Raw genomic sequence first — 16,218 nt, forward strand, 5'->3', positions numbered from 1 at the left:
ACGCTTATGTCTGAGCGCTTAAACAACGTATTTCAATTTGTTGAAGTGGATCGTCAAGATCCTAAGAAAAAACCTCTACTGACGCGCAAGGCGCAGTTTGTAGAAATTTACAAACCGTTTGAAGAAGAGAAAGCACAGGATCAGTCACATCGCTGTCTAGAGTGTGGTAACCCTTACTGTGAATGGAAGTGTCCTGTACACAACTACATTCCAAACTGGTTAAAACTGGTTAGCGAAGGCAACATCTTAGAAGCCGCTGAGTTGAGTCACCAGACCAACTCATTGCCAGAGGTGTGTGGTCGAGTGTGTCCACAAGACCGTCTGTGTGAAGGGGCGTGTACCCTTGGCGAAGGTGGCTTCGGTGCGGTGACGATCGGTTCGGTTGAGAAATACATCACCGATACGGCCTTTGCATTGGGTTGGCGTCCAGATATGTCTAACGTCGTACCGGTTGATAAAACCGTAGCGATTGTCGGTGCAGGTCCAGCGGGACTTGCGTGTGCGGATATATTGGTTCGTAACGGTGTGAAGCCGGTTGTCTTTGACAAACACCCAGAGATCGGTGGTTTACTGACTTTCGGTATCCCTGAGTTCAAGCTTGAAAAATCTGTGATGACGCGTCGTCGCGAAGTGTTCGAAGAAATGGGCGTTGAGTTCGTACTTGGCACCAGTGTTGGTGACGACGTACCGTTCGAGCATTTGCTGGAAGAGTATGACGCTGTTTTCTTAGGCATGGGTACTTACAAGTACATGAAAGGCGGTTTCCCCGGTGAAGATCTTCCTGGGGTATACGATGCGCTCGATTTCTTAGTGTCTAACGTCAACCACTGCCTAGGCTTCGAAGAAAACGAAGAAGACTACATCAGCATGAAAGGCAAACAAGTCATCGTGCTGGGCGGCGGTGATACCGCGATGGACTGTAACCGTACCTCTATTCGTCAGGGTGCGAAAAATGTTACGTGTGCGTACCGTCGTGATGAAGAGAACATGCCAGGCTCTCGCCGCGAAGTGAAAAACGCGCGTGAAGAAGGGGTTCAGTTCCTTTTTAACCGTCAACCTGTAGAGATCGTGGGTGATGGAAAAGTTGAAGGCATTAAAGTGGTTGAAACCCAAATGGGTGAACCTGACGAAAACGGCCGCCGTCGTGCGGAAGTAGTCGAAGGCAGTGAACAAATCATCCCAGCGGATGTGGTTCTTGTGGCATTTGGTTTCCAACCAAGCCCAGCGCCTTGGTTTGAAAAATTTGGTATTAATATTGACGGTCGTGGCCGCGTAGTGGCGCCAGGTGACAGCGAGTACATGTTCCAAACCAGCAACGAAAAAGTCTTTGCTGGTGGTGATATGGTTCGTGGTTCTGACCTCGTTGTAACCGCCATTGACGAAGGTCGTAAAGCGGCCGAAGGCATCATGGATTTCCTTGATGTCTAAACGACATTAGCAAGAACCTAACAATGTGAGCTTGTTTATCAAGCTTGCATAACATGGTGGTGTTGAGCTCTTCTATCGATAGATAGAAGAGCTTTTTTTTGCTTTTTGTTTATAAAATCTCTTTTTATTGTTTTAACGGACTGAATGAGTTCGTTCTAATTGTAGCGCCTAAAATACTAACTTGTATGTTGTTCAAGCAAGGATGTACTTGTGTTGCTTATGTCAGAAGTTCTAGTGTTATGAAGACTGACTTTAGAACAAGAAAAGCGCGATGTGATCGCGCATATGATCCCACATTATGATGATCGAATAAGTCGTCGAGCAGGCTGTGAGTAGAGTGTCGAATAGCCGATTGAATAGTGAGTGATGCTCGTACTTGGCGATTGTCTATTGTCGGTCTCCCTTGTTTAGATCATTCACCACCGCGCTCAACATGTCTGTGTTTACCTCGAAGCCCTTACCTTGAATTGGTTGGCTAAACATTTCGTTGTAGAGTGAATCATCCCACTGTTCGTCTAGGCCTTGCTCGGCAGCGCCTAAGTTTATTTCGAGCATGCTGTGGTGGCTGTCTTGGAGGAAGTAGGCGTAGCACGCAAAGCGGGTCAATTCCGTTAATGAGCGTTCATCTGAAACCCCCAATTGTGCCTGACAATGAGGTTCTAGTAGCTTGGCGACGGCCATAAAGCGCGCCGCACTTCCTGATGGCCCAGCTATCACAGGTTTTTGATGCTGGTCTGCTTTTTGGGCAAAGTCACTGTCTGGTTTGATTTTCCAGATGTCTTTCCCATAGCCTCTCAAGACCTTTAGTTCATCGGTACTTGGTGGGGGGATGTTAAAGCCAACTTTATCTTGATTTCCGCTTTGGTTTACGGCGTTATGTCGATGGAAGGCAAGTTCGCGCTGGCTAATTTTGCCTTCTGATATAAGGGCACCAGCTGGCGCTAAGTGTGCTTTTGCGACTTGTTCTCTAGAGTGATTTGTTTGCGCTGCCCACCCCGTCATTTTAAATAGGCTATCCTGTTTTTCGTGTGCCAGTTTTGTGTTGAAAGTCTCGGCAAGCGCGGGTTTTAATGATTCATTGGAGGCGCTGTTTTTTAGTAAGCTCTGGAAGTTTTTGCTCAAAATCAAGTTTAAGAATAGGGTTCCTTGTTCTCGCAGACTGCCCGATTTTAGTGTTGATTTTATGGCTGGGCCATTCCAACCGACGCTGCCAATAACATCAAATCGCGCGGATAGCACACCGTTACCGTTGCGGTTGCTGTCTCCTGGTCGCGCTGCTGCCTGCATCACTTCTGCCCAGCCTTTGTGTTCACCGTGCGCTTTGGTGAACGTCTTTACAGCGCCATTTACGAGTGCATTCATCGTCGCTTTTGCTGCGGGGTGATTGGCGATGTAATCGCCTAATGCGGCTTCGATTTTTTCATTCTTTTGGAGCGTATTTGTTTGGTTTTTTGAGGAAGTTTGGCTTTTTGATACCGCTTCGTTGTCAGTTTTTTCCTGCGATAACGGCGATAACTGAGCTATGGACTGGGAATGAGAGGTCGATATATTCACCATATTAGCTGCGAAGCGTGCCTCTAAACTGCTGCAACGATAACGAGATCTTTGCGGCGAGATGACTGAAATTGTTGAGGGTGTTGTTCAGTGCGTATTGCTCGTTGGTTAACGTGTGGCAATAGCGAAGGCACAGTTGGTCGTTTTCAGCATCAAAGCCAATGTTTGCAGAGAAGGTGTGTTGCGGTAAGAAATTCAGATGCAACGCATGAGCAAACAAGGTCGGCGAGGTGTCTTTTTCCAGTGTCATGAGTGCGCTGGTAAGGTGAAGTTGTTGTTTGTTTTCTGTGACTGTTATGAGAATAACAGGCAGAGCCTCTCGTTCTAGCAGTAGGTAACCATCACGGAGGATTTGCGCAATGTGTTCGGTTTCCAACGCTAATGTCTGAAGCTGTGATTTTAGGAGTAGCAAGGTAGGTTGTGTCATAGATCGTATCCGTTTTGTCTATCTATTCTTTACAAAGTCCGCAATGACGTCGTCGACTTCTGTCAGTTTGACTCGCCAAGTTTTTCCATTGTCGTCTTTCGTTACGTCGTCAACAAAAAATTGGGTGTTGGGTTTGAAAATCGCTTCGTTTTCATCTGGCCAGTCGGAAAATTCCTCTGCTTTGATTGCCGTAACAGGCGTTATTTGAAGTTGAACAGGGCCGATGAATTCAGCCGCTTCGGCTTCGTCCAGTGATGAGCTAATGAACGCGCTGTCGGAATAGATGCTGTACTGCTGAAAGCGCTGTTGAACTTCTTGGTCCGTCATTCGTTTTTCTATGCCGCGATAGACGGTTTGGTCGACTCGATAATCGGGGATTTTTGCGAGTTTGTTCATCCCACTGATCATGGCATCAACAACGGGCGCGGTGTCCGCTTTTGCTTCGTATCTGAGGTGCTGATTAATGGGTCGATACAGGGCAGAGGTGTAAAGGTTTAGCCCCAAAAACTCATCGTCGGAGAGTGCATTGTGGGCGAACAGAGACCGGTCTTTTTTCTCTAGAGAGCGAGCAATGGTGAATTCTGCCGGTTTCGGTGCGGTGCTTTTATACGGATCGTCCGAGCTATTGAAACGGTCGATTAGCTGGGCAAGCGAGCGCTTCATATCACTGTTTTGTATGCGCTTTTTACCAATCATTGCAACGTAGTCAGGTGTTGTGGGTGTCTCGGGCGTTTCTGGTGTCGACGGTGAATGGGGCGTCTTTGGGCTATCTGTGCTGTTCATTGGCGCAAAACAGTTCAAGAATTTCGACATCGATGCCATGGATTTGCTTTTGCTTGTATCAGCATGAGTGTTTGAGCTTGATGCATGCGACGTCGTGTCTATTTCCAGTTTGAGATGTGAAAAAGACGTATTGATGTTGTTCAATGGCATAATTTAGGTCCCTTTTATCAATAATTAAGGTGGCCGTTATTCGGGGGGGGGTCGACTTGTATGAGCAAGCTATGGCGAGCAGGCTGATAAAAGCTGCTCAATGCATGCTAGATTGCTGCTGCTTTAAGGCTGACTTTACTTGAAACGCTAAGGTATCTAGTTCTGTCAGGCTGTCATCTAATGAAATAGGAGCGTTTTGAATTTGGTAGAGATACTGCAAATACAATAGCTTCTGCGAGGGGTCGTACGCGATGCCCGCCGCTAGGTTAAAGCTGGGCAGTAGGTTGAGTTGTAAGGCAAACTCGAAAAGGTGCGTATCGACCAGAGGGTCAATGCTGATTAATGGGTATAAGCAGCATAAAGCATGTGACGCTTGAGAATACACAATATCCAGTGTTTGATCCTCATTGCGGATCAGCTGAGAAAAACCTTGCTGGATTAAGGTTGCTATTTGCTCTTGCGTGCACGAAGTATTTGCCAGTGTACTGGTCAGTTCTTGAGTGAGAATGGACATTTTGCCTACCTTACTAAATGACTATTGAAAGGTAGGTGGTCGTTCTAGGGAATTAGTTGCATGCAAACACGATTTCAATTTCTCATCGGTCATTTAAATGTTAATTATTGAAATGTTGGTTGTTGACTGGCTACGAGCTGAAACAGACCTATAGACTGTTGGCGTTTAAGTGCTCTTTGGCTTAGCGAGCACTTAAACGCCATTTGAAAACGTTGATGTTTTTCGTCTTTAGGCTTATTCGGCAATCGAGATAGACACGCCAATGGCGAATTTTCCGCTATCGAACATCAAGGTTGTGCATACACTAATCGGCATGTTGGTAAGGGCTGCGTGATGTTGAGGCGGTTGAATTTTGGGCATGGTGTCGTTGCTAATTTTGATGTACGCGTGTCCTAAGAATGTATTCAAAAACTCGCAAACGGCGTCGATGCTCAGTTCATCCAGCTCGTCTATTGTTATGTCTAAAAAATTGGATGCAATTAAACAGGCATGCTCTTTATTTAAGCTTAACGTCAAATGATAGGTTTTATCCGATTGGATGGTTTGAGTCCAAAATAAATCACCTTGCTTATTCTCTGGTAATGTATTGAAGACATCGGTAATCGAGATACTTGTTTTCATCATACGTTGATAAAAACGCGAAAACAGCTCGCTGACCGCACGGGCTTTAGTGCCTAGCGCGGAATCTTCGAATGATGTATCAATGTGTGCCGCGAACTCATTGTTGTACTGGCGATGTTTGACTAATTGAGTGTCTAAATCGTCTCGACTTATGTACCCCAGTTCCGCCAAGATTTCCCCGAAATACTGGCGGCGGAACTTTTGTTCGCTTAGCAATACGCCGATTTGGCTGTCGTCCAATAATGCAAGACTAATGGCAATCTCTCCGAACCGTTTGTCTTGGCGGCGTTGTTCCGTATTGATACGTGCTGCCTGCTGTGCTGTGATCCATTCTTTTTCAATGGCGATATCGCCTAATAGCGGCGCTGATTTTCGCTGCGCGTCGAGCGCTTCCAAAAGCTGTTCTCTATTGATGATGCCTTTTTCAAGTAGGAACTGACCAAAAAACTTTGTATTCATTTTCAAATTTCTCCTGCTAGGGTTAGCTGGCGTTTGCTAATCGCACCACTCTTACTAGGTCTTCATGTTCGTACGGCTTCTGAACATAACTGGTTGCGCCTAACTTGAGGCATTCTTCTACGGAGTCTTCACCTCCTACTGAGCTTGCGATCACGACTTTGGCTTTGTGGCCGCGCTCCATGATTTTAGAGAGAGTTTCTTTACCATCCATAATGGGCATGACTAAGTCGAGTATGATGACATCGGGCTCTACGGTTTTGAGAAGTTCGAGTGCCTGAGCGCCATCGGCGGCTTCGCCAATAACGTTAAAATCGTCTTGCCCCGACAGAATTTTCTTCGAGATTGTTCGCAATGATATTGAATCATCTACAACTAAAATCTTTACTTTAGACACGTGTATTACTCCCAAAATTTTATGTGATTGACGCTGATTTTCGTTGCAGGAAGGAAGGGCCTTAAATCAAGAAAATAAGATAGCGCGTACTGAGTTAATCTTGATTAAGGTCTGATTTGAGATGAGAGTCAATGCAGCCTACAAATAGGCAGAAAAACTCAAACAGAGAAGAACACAAAGATACAAAAACTTAATAAATAGAAGGTGTTAGTAAGATCTCGTAAAGGAAAAACAGAGTGGCTTATTGATGTCTACCATTGCTGCTTATCCTGCCATGTTGTGTGTTTCTGGCAGGAGCTCGAAAAAAGATATCTAAAAAAATATATATTCAAAAAACTATATGACTTATATCGTGATAATTGATTTTCCTTATTTTAGTCACATAGATAACGTTTAACTCTTCAAACATAATCCAAAAAAAATAATAAAGTTGGAGCGTTATATGAAAAATGCAATGTCATTATCACGTCCTACGTGCCTGTCTGTTTCCCGATCGATTTCCAAAAAAATGAAACTTGCTCCCGTCATCGGCGCATTAGCGGTGTCTGGCGTGGCGCAAGCTGGCGAGCTGTATTCTGACGAAAACGGTAAGTTATCGTATTTTGGTTTGATTAATTTAGGGGTTCAATCACGAGCGTTAAGCAGTCAGGATAGTGAGCTTCAAGTGGACTCGAATATGATGACGACGTCTTACTTTGGCTTGAAAGGCGAGGCGAAAATCACCGACAGCCTGACGGCAAAAGCGGAAGTTGCGAGCTTTATTCAATTTGACAAAGGCGAGTCAACGAGGGGCATCAACAACGAAGGGTTGTACAGTCGGTTTGCTTGGGGTGGATTGGAAGGCGACTTTGGTACGGTTAAAGCGGGCCGAGTAACCTCGCTCAATTTCATTAACACTGTTGTGTTTAATCCATTTTTTAATTCAAGTGCTTATAGTCCGAGTTTTATGCACAGCTACGTGGGAAGCCCTGCGCAGCCGATGGCTACAGGGTCCGGTGCAACAGACAGTTCATGGAACAACGCCATAAATTACACGTTACCTAAATTAGGCAAAGTCAGTATCGGGGTTATGGCTGCGCCAGACGAAGGAGGCACAACGGGTGAACGTGTTGGAGCCAGTGTCTCTATGATGGGCTTCCCATTTGCGATTATGGCGACGGCTGAAAAAATCAGTGGTGCGACATTGACTTACCCACTAGGCTTTACCAGTATCGCTGGCTCTACGCCTCCTTTTACCGCGCAAGACTTTAGCGTTTATCAGCTAGGTAGTTGGTATGACTTCAAGTCGGTAAAACTCTACGGACAAGTGAGTAAAACAGAGGTGGAAGGAACGCGCTTAAGTACGGATCAGGATTACAGTTTAAACACTGTTCAACTTGGTGCTTCAGCGCCAGTTGGAAACGGCGCGTTTAAGGCGTCTTTTGCGAGCACCACCATGGAGCGCAGTTGGGCGAAAGATCTTGAACGTGAAACACTGACATTGGGCTACGACCATAACCTGTCGAAGCAGGCTGTGTGGTTTACGCGATTGATGCAAGATAAGGTGACGGATCAGAAAAGCGGCATCAGTTATGGCACGGGCGTGAGTTACAAGTTCTAAATACGTCCGCACAAACAGCGTTTTAGAGAGCGTTGTTTGTGCGGTGATCGTGTATCCAATTGGCTTTTTTAGGTCGTCAGTCGTACTTTTTAGGTCACAAGTCACAAGTCACAAGTTAAAAGAGTTACTGCATTGTCTTCAAGCAAACTTCTCTTAACCAGCGGTGCGCTGGATCATTATCCATCACTTTATTCCATTGAATGTGTTCTGTTAAAGCGGGAATGGATTCTGGCGTGTCGAGGATTTTGATGGGCAAAGTCGGTAAATAGAGGTGAGCAAGGCGTGACTGCATTACAGCAATACGATTTGTCCCTATTAGTAGGTGTGGCAGTGTATTGAAATTGCTCGTTGATACTTCTATATGCCGCTCTTTCCCGAATTTTTGAGCGAAGGACTCTTCAAAGCTCGGCGCTCTGTTTTCTCCAAGGTTAATGACGACATGTCCGAGTTCTAGATATTTTTCGATGCTGATTGAATTGCCAACCTTTGTATTATTTTCGCATACGACGCAGACGTATTGGTCGTCGAAAAGCAGTTCGTGCGGATGATGCTCATTCATATAGGCATTAGGTTGTATCAAAAAGTCGATTTCTCCGCGTGTTAGCGCTTCGTCGTAGTGATTGGTTGTCTGTAAAACATCGAAGGTCATATTCGGTGCGAGGCTGCTAAGCTTATGAAATACATCCGCCAAAAAAACAGTAGTCACATAATCAGACGCCATAAATCTGAAGTGGCGATTGGACTCTTCTGGGGAGAAACTCTTACCACTAACAATGTTGGTTTGGATGTCTAGCAGTACTCTTTTAACCGGCTCTTCAAGTGTTAACGCAAACGGCGTTGCCACCATCTGACGGCCTGACTGCAATAGTAAATCGTCGTCAAAAAACTCTCTGAGTCGAGCGAGTAAACCACTGGCCGCCGATTGGCTGATACAGAGCTTGTCCGCAGCACGGGTGACGTTTTTTTCCGTTAATATTGCATCCAGTGCAACCAGTAAATTAAGGTCTAAATGGTGAAATCTCATAAGGGTCCTAGATTTGTGTCTTATTTTTATTGGTATCAGAAAATCTAAATGCCTCGTATCGTGAAATACGATTTTTTTAATACATTCTAGTCACCTATTATCGAAATTGGATATCGATTTATAACAAAAATAAATAGGAAAAAGAGATATGCAATATTCTTTTCTAATGAAAATGCAGCTGGGTTCTCATGATCTAATAGAGATCAATAGTGCCTTGCACCCTGTTCGTCAACGTGTTGTTGGAGGTGCTGCATGAGTACTTCTGAATTTACACAAAATTGGCGTGTATTGCTTGCCTCGTTTATAGGCATTGCGGTTGGCGTTAGCTCAATATACTTCTATTCCATTGGCATCTTTATGAAGCCGCTTGCCGCTGAGTTCGGATGGACTCGTGCGGATTCCTCTCTCGGGGCGTTAATTGGCACTTTATGCGCCGCTGCAATGGTCATCCCGACAGGGTGGTTGGTGGATCGCTTTGGTAGCGTGAAGGTGTGCTTGGTGTCACTAGCGCTGTTGTCTGGGTCTTTCTTCGCGTTGGGTGCATTTACGCAAGACCTCAGTACGTACCTGATTCTGATTGGTTTAATGTCTATGATCACGGCGGGTTCGACGCCGCTGCCGTTTACTCGCTTGGTGGTTGTGGCATTTCGCGCAAACCGCGGTAAGGCACTCGGTATTATTCTGACGGGAACTGGCGTTGGCGCCATGTTACTTCCCGATCTATTAGCACCTTATATCGCGGAACACGGCTGGAGAGCGGGCTACTACGCTTTAGGTGTCGTGGTTGCTGTGTGTATTCCTGTCATTGGCGTACTTTTGATGGGCGCTAGAGACACCGAAGTCAACACAGATAAATCGGAACCGTCATCAACATCGAATTCAAGCCCTGTGGCATCGAGTTTCCTAAGTAATGGTCGTTTTTACCACCTTTGTGCCATCTTCCTTCTCACGGCTCTGGCTGTGTTGGGGACGGTGGCACACTTTTTCTCCATGCTTACTGACAGTGGCTTGACGCCACCACAAGCCGGAGCGGTGGCGTCCTTGATTGGTATCTCGGTTATTGTCGGCCGTTTGATTGTCGGTTTCCTGTTAGACCGCTTCTCAGCGGCGTATATCACAGCAGGTTTATTCCTAGTCGCCAGCGTTGGATTTTTGACGCTGGGCTTAGGTGGGCCGCAGTACGCGAAATTGGGTGCGGTCATTACCGGGCTTGCGATCGGTGCTGAGGTGGATTTGATTGCCTTCCTAATTGGTCGCCTATTTGCGCGTCAAATATACGGCATTGTCTATGGTGTGATCTATGCGGTGTTCTTAGTCGGCGGTGCCGTAGGACCGTATGTTGCTGGCCGTATGTTCGATGCATCTGGAAGCTATTCATCGTGGCTCATCGTGGCGTCTTGTTTACTGCTTGTATCAAGTGCCTTGTCATTGTTCCTTCCTGTTTCGAAGGCAACGGAAGAGCTGAATGCCTCGGTAAAAGAGGACAAGGTAACGGCCTAGTTTTGTAACCTAAGTACTCGTTTTTTATCTAAGTCTCTCTGAGTGAGCGGCTAAATTTTTTGCTAAACACTTCCTCTTTTCCTTAATTAAATTAGTTATAGGGGAAGTGAATGCTCACTTATGGATAAATCTAAAAATATTTTTTCAATCCAACATGAATTGAGGAGAGCGGACTCACTATGAAGTTTGCGACGTTAAAAAACGGACATCGTGATGGCTCGTTAGTACTAGTCTCACGGGATCTTAATAGTGCAGTGAGTCTTATTGATCACGTGCCCACCATGCAATGTTTAATGGAGACGTGGGCGCAATGGGAAGCACCACTGGAAGCCTTATATCAAGATTTAAACGACGGCAATTGCCAGCAAGCATTTGCGTTCGATTCTAGTCTTGTAATGGCTCCCTTACCTCGCTCTTATCAATGGTGCGATGCCTCTGCGTTTCTCAATCATGGTGAGTTATTGCAAAAGGCGTTTAATTTACCTCCTCAGGCGGAGATGGAAACGATACCGCTTATGTACCAAGGTGCAGCGGATGACTTCTTAGGCGCGCGTGACGATATTAGGCTGCCTACCGAAGATCATAATATCGATTTTGAAGGCGAGTTTGCTGTGATGGTAGATGATGTGCCAATGGGGTGTTCGTCAACGGACGCGGCTCAGCATATCAAGCTTATCTTGTTGCTAAATGATGTGAGTTTAAGAGGCTTTATTCAACGAGAAATCCAAGCTGGTTTTGGGTTTCTTCAGGCAAAACCGTCAACGAGCTTTGCGCCTGTTGCGGTGACCCCCGATGAACTTGTTGATGGCTGGAGGAACGAGCGTGTTTGTTTGCCTTTGAACATTGAGTGGAACGCTGAGTGGTTTGGGAGTGCAAATGGCGAAGAAATGAACTTCTCTTTTTCGGATTTAATTGCCCACGCCGCACTGACGCGCAAGCTCGGTGCTGGCACGATTGTCGGCTCGGGTACGGTTTCTAATCGTGATACGCGAAAAGGCTCATCTTGCATTGCTGAAAGGCGTGCATTGGACATGATTCAAGAAGGGAAACCAAAAACGCCGTTTATGTCTTTCGGTGATCGCATTCGAATGGAGGCTTGTTTACCAGATGGCGGGAGTGTTTTCGGTGCCATTGATCAATATATTGTTCAGGAGAATGTAAATGTTTGATGCATTAAAAAACGGCATATTGACGGGGCATAAAGTGATCGACCTTTCTGTCACTCTAAACAACAATCCACATACTGATCCGCCACCGTTGCGTCCAAAAATAAAGTATACGGATCATCAAGAAGGTCTTGGCAGTCTATTGTCTATGTTTCCAGGTTTAAAAGCGGAAGATTTACCTGATGCAGAAGGTTGGGCGGCTGAAGACCTTGAAATCACAACACACAGTGGAACACACATGGACGCACCATGGCATTACGCGTCGACAACCGATGGAGGCAAACCTGCGTGGGGGATCGATCAACTCCCGTTAGAGTGGTGTTTTCAGCGCGGTGTGAAGTTAGATTTCCGTCATTTGCCCGATGGTTATGTTGTTAGTGCAAAAGACATACAAGAGGAGCTAGCGCGGATTGGACATGAGCTTCAACCGTTGGACATTGTGTTGGTCAATACACGAGCGGGCGCGATTTACGGTGAGCCTGAATATCTCTCTGCGGGAGTTGGCATTGGGCGAGAAGGCACGCTTTTTTTACTTGATCAGGGCGTGCGCGTGGTTGGCACTGACGCGTGGAGTTGGGATGCGCCCTTTAGTTATACGGCTAAACGGTTTCAGGAAGAAAAAGACCCTTCTATTGTTTGGGAAGGTCATAAAGCTGGTAGGGACATCGGCTACGGGCAAATGGAAAAACTCGCTAATCTTGAGGCATTACCTGCCCATGGCTTTTTGGTGTCTTGTTTCCCCTACAAGATTGAAAAAGCGTCTGCAGGATTTGTAAGAGCAGTTGCAATAATGAATACGTGAGTGAGAAGAAGCCCGTAGAGGTAAGTGAAAAGAGCAGTCATCATGTCGATGACCGCTCTTTTTTCTATGCTTTCTTCTTTCTTTTTCTCTTTTGCTTACGTCGGAATATTAACGCGATACGAGTAACGAGACTCCCATACCACCGCCGACACACAAGGTAGCGAGACCTTTTTGAGCGTCTCTTTTACGCATTTCATGCAGCAATGAAACGAGAATTCGACAGCCAGACGCACCAATAGGATGGCCTAATGCAATGGCACCACCGTTTACGTTGACTTTGTCTTGATCCAACCCTAGCTCTTGGTTAACGCACATCGCTTGAACCGCAAATGCTTCGTTTGCTTCGATTAAGTCTAGATCATTGATGTTCCATTGGGCTTTTTGCAATGCTTTGTTGCTTGATGCAATGGGGCCAGTGCCCATAATTTCTGGCGCTACGCCCACGCTTGCAGAAGCTTCTATCGTTGCGAGTATAGGGAGCTCTAATCGTTGAGCTTCTTCGTCGGAAGTAACGACCACCATTGCGGCACCGTCATTTAGAGTGGAGGCGTTGCCTGCGGTCACGGTTCCGTCTTTTGAAAAGGCCGCACGCAGTTTTCCAAGAGACGCTTCATTGGAATCTGGACGAATTTGCTCGTCTTCCGTGATGTTTAGCGGCTCTCCTTTGCGTTGAGGAATCGAAATAGGAAGGATCTCATCAATAAAACGCCCTGCGGCTTGTGCGGCAGCGGCTTTTTGTTGAGACTTAGCGGCAAAGCGGTCTTGTTCCTCACGCGTAATGTTCCACTTCGATGCGATGTTTTCAGCGGTTTGTCCCATGTGATAATCGTTAAACGCATCCCACAGGCCGTCGGTGACCATGGAGTCTAATAGCGTCCAATCCCCCATCTTTTTACCATTGCGGCTTTTCGGTAGAACATGTGCCGCCTGACTCATGCTTTCTTGTCCTCCAGCGACCACCATTTTTGCGTCGCCGTTGAGTATTGACTGGGCGGCGAGCTGGACGGCTTTTAGGCCTGAGCCACAGACCTTATTGATGGTCATTGCGGAAACGGATTGAGCTAATCCTGCGTGTAACGCTGTTTGGCGAGCTGGGTTTTGTCCACAGCCAGCACTGAGCACTTGACCGAGAATCACCTCATCAATATGTGCTCTAAGGGCTGGAGTTTGGTTTAGTAGCCCCGACAGTACTTGTGTTCCAATCTCGACGGCGCTTAGGGTTGATAGCGCGCCGTTAAACGCGCCAATGGGGGAGCGTGCCGCAGCGACGATAACTGCTTTCATATGTGGCTTCCTTCATTATTGTTATAGTTAGAGAGCTTTGTTCGCGATGTCGTTTGTACAAAGGTCTCAGGTAGTGTGTGATTCATGTTAACAAGCTATTTTCTACTTTTATCATGTGTTAACCGACAAGCATTTCAGGGACTCGCTCTGGAATAATCAGTGTCCCTTCTGTTTTTTGTTGGATCTCCTCGATACTGACGCCCGGCGCGCGCTCTTTAAGAATAAAGGCACCATCGTGAATCTCAAGCCAAGCTAAGTCCGTCAATATTTTTTTGATACAGCCTTTTCCTGTTAAGGGCAAGCTACATTGGCTAAGGAGCTTGGATTCGCCGCTTTTGGATGCGTGGGTCATCGTAACAATGATGTTGTCTGCGCCAGCGACCAGATCCATAGCGCCGCCCATACCTTTCACCAGTTTATTGGGAATCATCCACGACGCGATGTTTCCGTTAACGTCGACTTCGAACGCGCCTAGTACGGTTAGATCTACATGACCGCCGCGAATCATGGCGAATGAATCCGCCGATGAGAAAATAGACGCGCCTTCGACAGCGGTGACGGTTTGTTTTCCGGCGTTGATCATGTCGGCATCAAGGGTTTCTTCTGAGGGAAACTCGCCCATGCCCAGTAAGCCATTTTCCGACTGCAACATCACTGCCATATCGTCTGGGATGTAGTTGGCAACAAGAGTTGGGATGCCGATACCGAGATTAACGTAATACCCATCTTGTAACTCTTGAGCGACTCGCTGCGCCATCTGTTCTCTAGAAAGTGCCATATTAGACCTCACTGCTTTTTATTGTTTTCTGTTCGATGCGCTTTTCAAACGTGCCTTGGATAACGCGGTCAACATAGATACCGGGGGTGTGTATTTGAGACGGCTCCAATTCACCGACTTCAACTAACTCTTCGACTTCGACGACGGTTACGACACCTGCGGTTGCCGCTAGCGGGTTAAAGTTTTGCGCGGTATGGCGATACATTACATTGCCATACTTGTCCGCTTTCCAGCCCTTAACAATAGCGAAATCGCCCTTAATGGCTGTTTCCATTAGGTACTCTTTGCCATTAAATACGCGAATTTCTTTGCCTTCGGCCACGGGAGTGCCAACGCCTGTGGCGGTGAAGAACGCCGGGATGCCAGCGCCGCCAGCGCGCATTTTTTCGGCAAGTGTGCCTTGAGGTGTGAGCTCTACTTCTAACTCACCAGATAAGAGTTGTTGTTCAAACAGCGCGTTTTCGCCGACGTAGGACGACACCATTTTCTTAATTTGCTTCTTTTCCAGTAGCAGGCCTAAGCCAAAGCCGTCTACACCACAATTGTTGGAAACCACGGTGAGCCCGCGCGTGCCTTTTCGTTGGATTTCTGCGATAAGGTTTTCAGGTATGCCGCACAACCCAAAACCGCCTGCTAGAACGGTCATGCCATCTTCTAGGCCTTTCAGAGCGTCTTCATAGGAGCGCACGACTTTATTAAAACCAGCCATAGTTACTGTCCTCAATGTTTTTATTCTTTGTGTTTATGGCTTTAGTTTGATCTAAGTAGATTGATAAGTTAATTTTGTAATATCTATTTATTAATAAGAAATTCAAAATAATGGTGCGGAGCTAGATCGCTTATGAACGTCAAACAAATGAAAGTGTTTCTAGCGGTTGCGGAGTCCATGAGTTTTGCCAGCGCGGCAAATCAGCTCAGCCTCTCTCAACCCGCGTTAAGCTTGTCGATAAAGAGCTTAGAAGAATCGCTCGGTGGAAAGTTGTTTGAGCGCACAACACGAACCATTGCCTTGACGCCAGAAGGTAACGCGCTCGTACCCATAGCCAAGCGTCTATTAAATGATTGGCAAAATTCAGAAGAAGAAATTCGTCAAAGGTTTGCTTTGCAAAAGGGGAAAATCAGCATCGCCGCGATGCCTTCTTTTGCAGCGTCTTTGTTGCCAAAGGCGATCAAAAACTACCACGACTCGTTTCCAAATATTCAAGTAGCGATCGACGATGTTCTGTCAGACACGGTGGTCGAAATGGTGAGCGCCAGTCAGGTTGAACTTGGTATCGCGTTTGAGCCTTATCAGACGAAAGGATTACACTTCTTCCCTTTATTCGAAGACAGGTTTATCGCGATTTTACCGAATAATCATGCGTTAAACGCGCATGCATCTTTAACTTGGGAAGCATTACTGAAATACGACTTTATTACTCTACAGCGCCCCTCTAGCGTGAGAGCAATGATCGAAAATGCGTTAAAAGAAGTGAATATCGATTTTACGGTTGCCTTTGATGCTCACCAGCTTGCCACCGTTGGACGAATGGTGAGCGAAGGGTTGGGCGTCGCCGTGGTGCCTGCATTGTGTCGACAACAAGCAGAGGAACAAGGTGTGGTTTGTAAGCAGATTTCTGGCCCTATTGTCAGTCGTCATGTTGGGGTGGTGTGTAAGTCTCGATCCAGCCTTTCTGTCGCGGCGACAGCTATGCTGGATGTGTTGAGGAAGACGTATCGATAAGGTGGCTATGT

16 protein-coding genes are annotated in these 16,218 nt (G+C 46.4%); 6 read left to right on the plus strand and 10 right to left on the minus strand.

What is annotated here, in order from left to right; all coding sequences use genetic code 11:
- Window positions 1-6: 6 nt before the first annotated feature.
- Complete coding sequence (locus MARME_RS02125) at window positions 7-1,428, plus strand: FAD-dependent oxidoreductase (protein ID WP_013659625.1); 1,422 nt, start codon at window positions 7-9, stop codon at window positions 1,426-1,428.
- Window positions 1,429-1,815: 387 nt separating this feature from the next.
- Here MARME_RS02125 and MARME_RS02130 read toward each other — a convergent pair whose 3' ends face one another.
- From MARME_RS02130 to MARME_RS02155, 6 genes are all read right to left on the minus strand, one after another.
- Window positions 1,816-2,985 (minus strand): hypothetical protein, encoded by a 1,170-nt coding sequence (locus MARME_RS02130; protein ID WP_013659626.1) that lies wholly within the window; start codon window positions 2,983-2,985, stop codon window positions 1,816-1,818.
- A 1-nt stretch (window position 2,986) separates the two neighbouring features.
- Window positions 2,987-3,409, minus strand: coding sequence for a CesT family type III secretion system chaperone (locus MARME_RS21270; protein WP_013659627.1), 423 nt, complete (start codon window positions 3,407-3,409; stop codon window positions 2,987-2,989).
- 18 nt (window positions 3,410-3,427) lie between these two features.
- On the minus strand, window positions 3,428-4,342 hold the full coding sequence (locus tag MARME_RS02140) for an NAD--arginine ADP-ribosyltransferase ART (RefSeq protein ID WP_013659628.1): 915 nt from the start codon (window positions 4,340-4,342) through the stop codon (window positions 3,428-3,430).
- 97 nt (window positions 4,343-4,439) lie between these two features.
- Complete coding sequence (locus MARME_RS02145; RefSeq protein ID WP_013659629.1) at window positions 4,440-4,856, minus strand: CesT family type III secretion system chaperone; 417 nt, start codon at window positions 4,854-4,856, stop codon at window positions 4,440-4,442.
- A 234-nt stretch (window positions 4,857-5,090) separates the two neighbouring features.
- Entirely contained in the window at window positions 5,091-5,936 is an 846-nt protein-coding gene (locus MARME_RS21275) for a hypothetical protein (RefSeq protein WP_013659630.1), read from the minus strand.
- 22 nt (window positions 5,937-5,958) lie between these two features.
- Complete coding sequence (locus MARME_RS02155; protein WP_013659631.1) at window positions 5,959-6,330, minus strand: response regulator transcription factor; 372 nt, start codon at window positions 6,328-6,330, stop codon at window positions 5,959-5,961.
- Between the two features lie 442 nt (window positions 6,331-6,772).
- Between MARME_RS02155 and MARME_RS02160 the strand changes: the two genes are divergently transcribed.
- The gene (locus tag MARME_RS02160) at window positions 6,773-7,930 is read left to right on the plus strand and encodes a porin (RefSeq protein ID WP_013659632.1); all 1,158 of its coding nucleotides are present in this window, start codon (window positions 6,773-6,775) and stop codon (window positions 7,928-7,930) included.
- Window positions 7,931-8,054: 124 nt separating this feature from the next.
- On the opposite strand, the gene MARME_RS02165 is transcribed toward MARME_RS02160, so the two are convergent.
- Window positions 8,055-8,954 (minus strand): LysR family transcriptional regulator, encoded by a 900-nt coding sequence (locus MARME_RS02165; protein ID WP_013659633.1) that lies wholly within the window; start codon window positions 8,952-8,954, stop codon window positions 8,055-8,057.
- A 252-nt stretch (window positions 8,955-9,206) separates the two neighbouring features.
- Between MARME_RS02165 and MARME_RS02170 the strand changes: the two genes are divergently transcribed.
- From MARME_RS02170 to MARME_RS02180, 3 genes are all read left to right on the plus strand, one after another.
- Entirely contained in the window at window positions 9,207-10,454 is a 1,248-nt protein-coding gene (locus MARME_RS02170; RefSeq protein ID WP_013659635.1) for an MFS transporter, read from the plus strand.
- A gap of 179 nt (window positions 10,455-10,633) precedes the next feature.
- Entirely contained in the window at window positions 10,634-11,623 is a 990-nt protein-coding gene (locus MARME_RS02175; RefSeq protein ID WP_013659636.1) for a fumarylacetoacetate hydrolase family protein, read from the plus strand.
- A complete protein-coding gene (locus MARME_RS02180; protein WP_013659637.1) occupies window positions 11,616-12,422 on the plus strand; it encodes a cyclase family protein in 807 nt (268 codons plus the stop codon). The genes MARME_RS02175 and MARME_RS02180 overlap by 8 nt, the downstream gene beginning before the upstream one ends.
- Window positions 12,423-12,530: 108 nt before the next feature.
- Here the strand turns inward: MARME_RS02180 and MARME_RS02185 are convergent, their stop codons facing one another.
- The 3 genes from MARME_RS02185 to MARME_RS02195 form a co-directional block, all read right to left on the minus strand.
- Window positions 12,531-13,706, minus strand: a complete 1,176-nt coding sequence (locus tag MARME_RS02185) for an acetyl-CoA C-acetyltransferase (protein ID WP_013659638.1) — start codon at window positions 13,704-13,706, stop codon at window positions 12,531-12,533.
- 118 nt (window positions 13,707-13,824) lie between these two features.
- Window positions 13,825-14,484: a CoA transferase subunit B gene (locus MARME_RS02190; RefSeq protein WP_013659639.1), complete on the minus strand. Its 660-nt coding sequence runs from the start codon at window positions 14,482-14,484 to the stop codon at window positions 13,825-13,827.
- Between the two features lies 1 nt (window position 14,485).
- Entirely contained in the window at window positions 14,486-15,193 is a 708-nt protein-coding gene (locus tag MARME_RS02195; RefSeq protein ID WP_013659640.1) for a CoA transferase subunit A, read from the minus strand.
- Between the two features lie 132 nt (window positions 15,194-15,325).
- Here MARME_RS02195 and MARME_RS02200 point away from each other — a divergent pair, with 132 nt between their 5' ends.
- Window positions 15,326-16,207, plus strand: a complete 882-nt coding sequence (locus tag MARME_RS02200) for a LysR family transcriptional regulator (protein WP_013659641.1) — start codon at window positions 15,326-15,328, stop codon at window positions 16,205-16,207.
- Window positions 16,208-16,218: the final 11 nt, after the last annotated feature.

The sequence above is a fragment of the Marinomonas mediterranea MMB-1 genome, assembly GCF_000192865.1.
In the GTDB taxonomy this organism is placed as follows: domain Bacteria; phylum Pseudomonadota; class Gammaproteobacteria; order Pseudomonadales; family Marinomonadaceae; genus Marinomonas; species Marinomonas mediterranea.

Excerpts from the sequence above, each read along its gene's own strand:
- MARME_RS02125 (WP_013659625.1), top strand. The coding sequence starts at position 7 with ATGTCTGAGCGCTTAAACAACGTATTTCAATTTGTTGAAGTGGATCGT.
- MARME_RS02130 (WP_013659626.1), bottom strand. The coding sequence starts at position 2,985 with ATGGTGAATATATCGACCTCTCATTCCCAGTCCATAGCTCAGTTATCG.
- MARME_RS21270 (WP_013659627.1), bottom strand. The coding sequence starts at position 3,409 with ATGACACAACCTACCTTGCTACTCCTAAAATCACAGCTTCAGACATTA.
- MARME_RS02140 (WP_013659628.1), bottom strand. The coding sequence starts at position 4,342 with ATGCCATTGAACAACATCAATACGTCTTTTTCACATCTCAAACTGGAA.
- MARME_RS02145 (WP_013659629.1), bottom strand. The coding sequence starts at position 4,856 with ATGTCCATTCTCACTCAAGAACTGACCAGTACACTGGCAAATACTTCG.
- MARME_RS21275 (WP_013659630.1), bottom strand. The coding sequence starts at position 5,936 with ATGAATACAAAGTTTTTTGGTCAGTTCCTACTTGAAAAAGGCATCATC.
- MARME_RS02160 (WP_013659632.1), top strand. The coding sequence starts at position 6,773 with ATGAAAAATGCAATGTCATTATCACGTCCTACGTGCCTGTCTGTTTCC.
- MARME_RS02165 (WP_013659633.1), bottom strand. The coding sequence starts at position 8,954 with ATGAGATTTCACCATTTAGACCTTAATTTACTGGTTGCACTGGATGCA.
- MARME_RS02170 (WP_013659635.1), top strand. The coding sequence starts at position 9,207 with ATGAGTACTTCTGAATTTACACAAAATTGGCGTGTATTGCTTGCCTCG.
- MARME_RS02175 (WP_013659636.1), top strand. The coding sequence starts at position 10,634 with ATGAAGTTTGCGACGTTAAAAAACGGACATCGTGATGGCTCGTTAGTA.
- MARME_RS02180 (WP_013659637.1), top strand. The coding sequence starts at position 11,616 with ATGTTTGATGCATTAAAAAACGGCATATTGACGGGGCATAAAGTGATC.
- MARME_RS02185 (WP_013659638.1), bottom strand. The coding sequence starts at position 13,706 with ATGAAAGCAGTTATCGTCGCTGCGGCACGCTCCCCCATTGGCGCGTTT.
- MARME_RS02190 (WP_013659639.1), bottom strand. The coding sequence starts at position 14,484 with ATGGCACTTTCTAGAGAACAGATGGCGCAGCGAGTCGCTCAAGAGTTA.
- MARME_RS02195 (WP_013659640.1), bottom strand. The coding sequence starts at position 15,193 with ATGGCTGGTTTTAATAAAGTCGTGCGCTCCTATGAAGACGCTCTGAAA.
- MARME_RS02200 (WP_013659641.1), top strand. The coding sequence starts at position 15,326 with ATGAACGTCAAACAAATGAAAGTGTTTCTAGCGGTTGCGGAGTCCATG.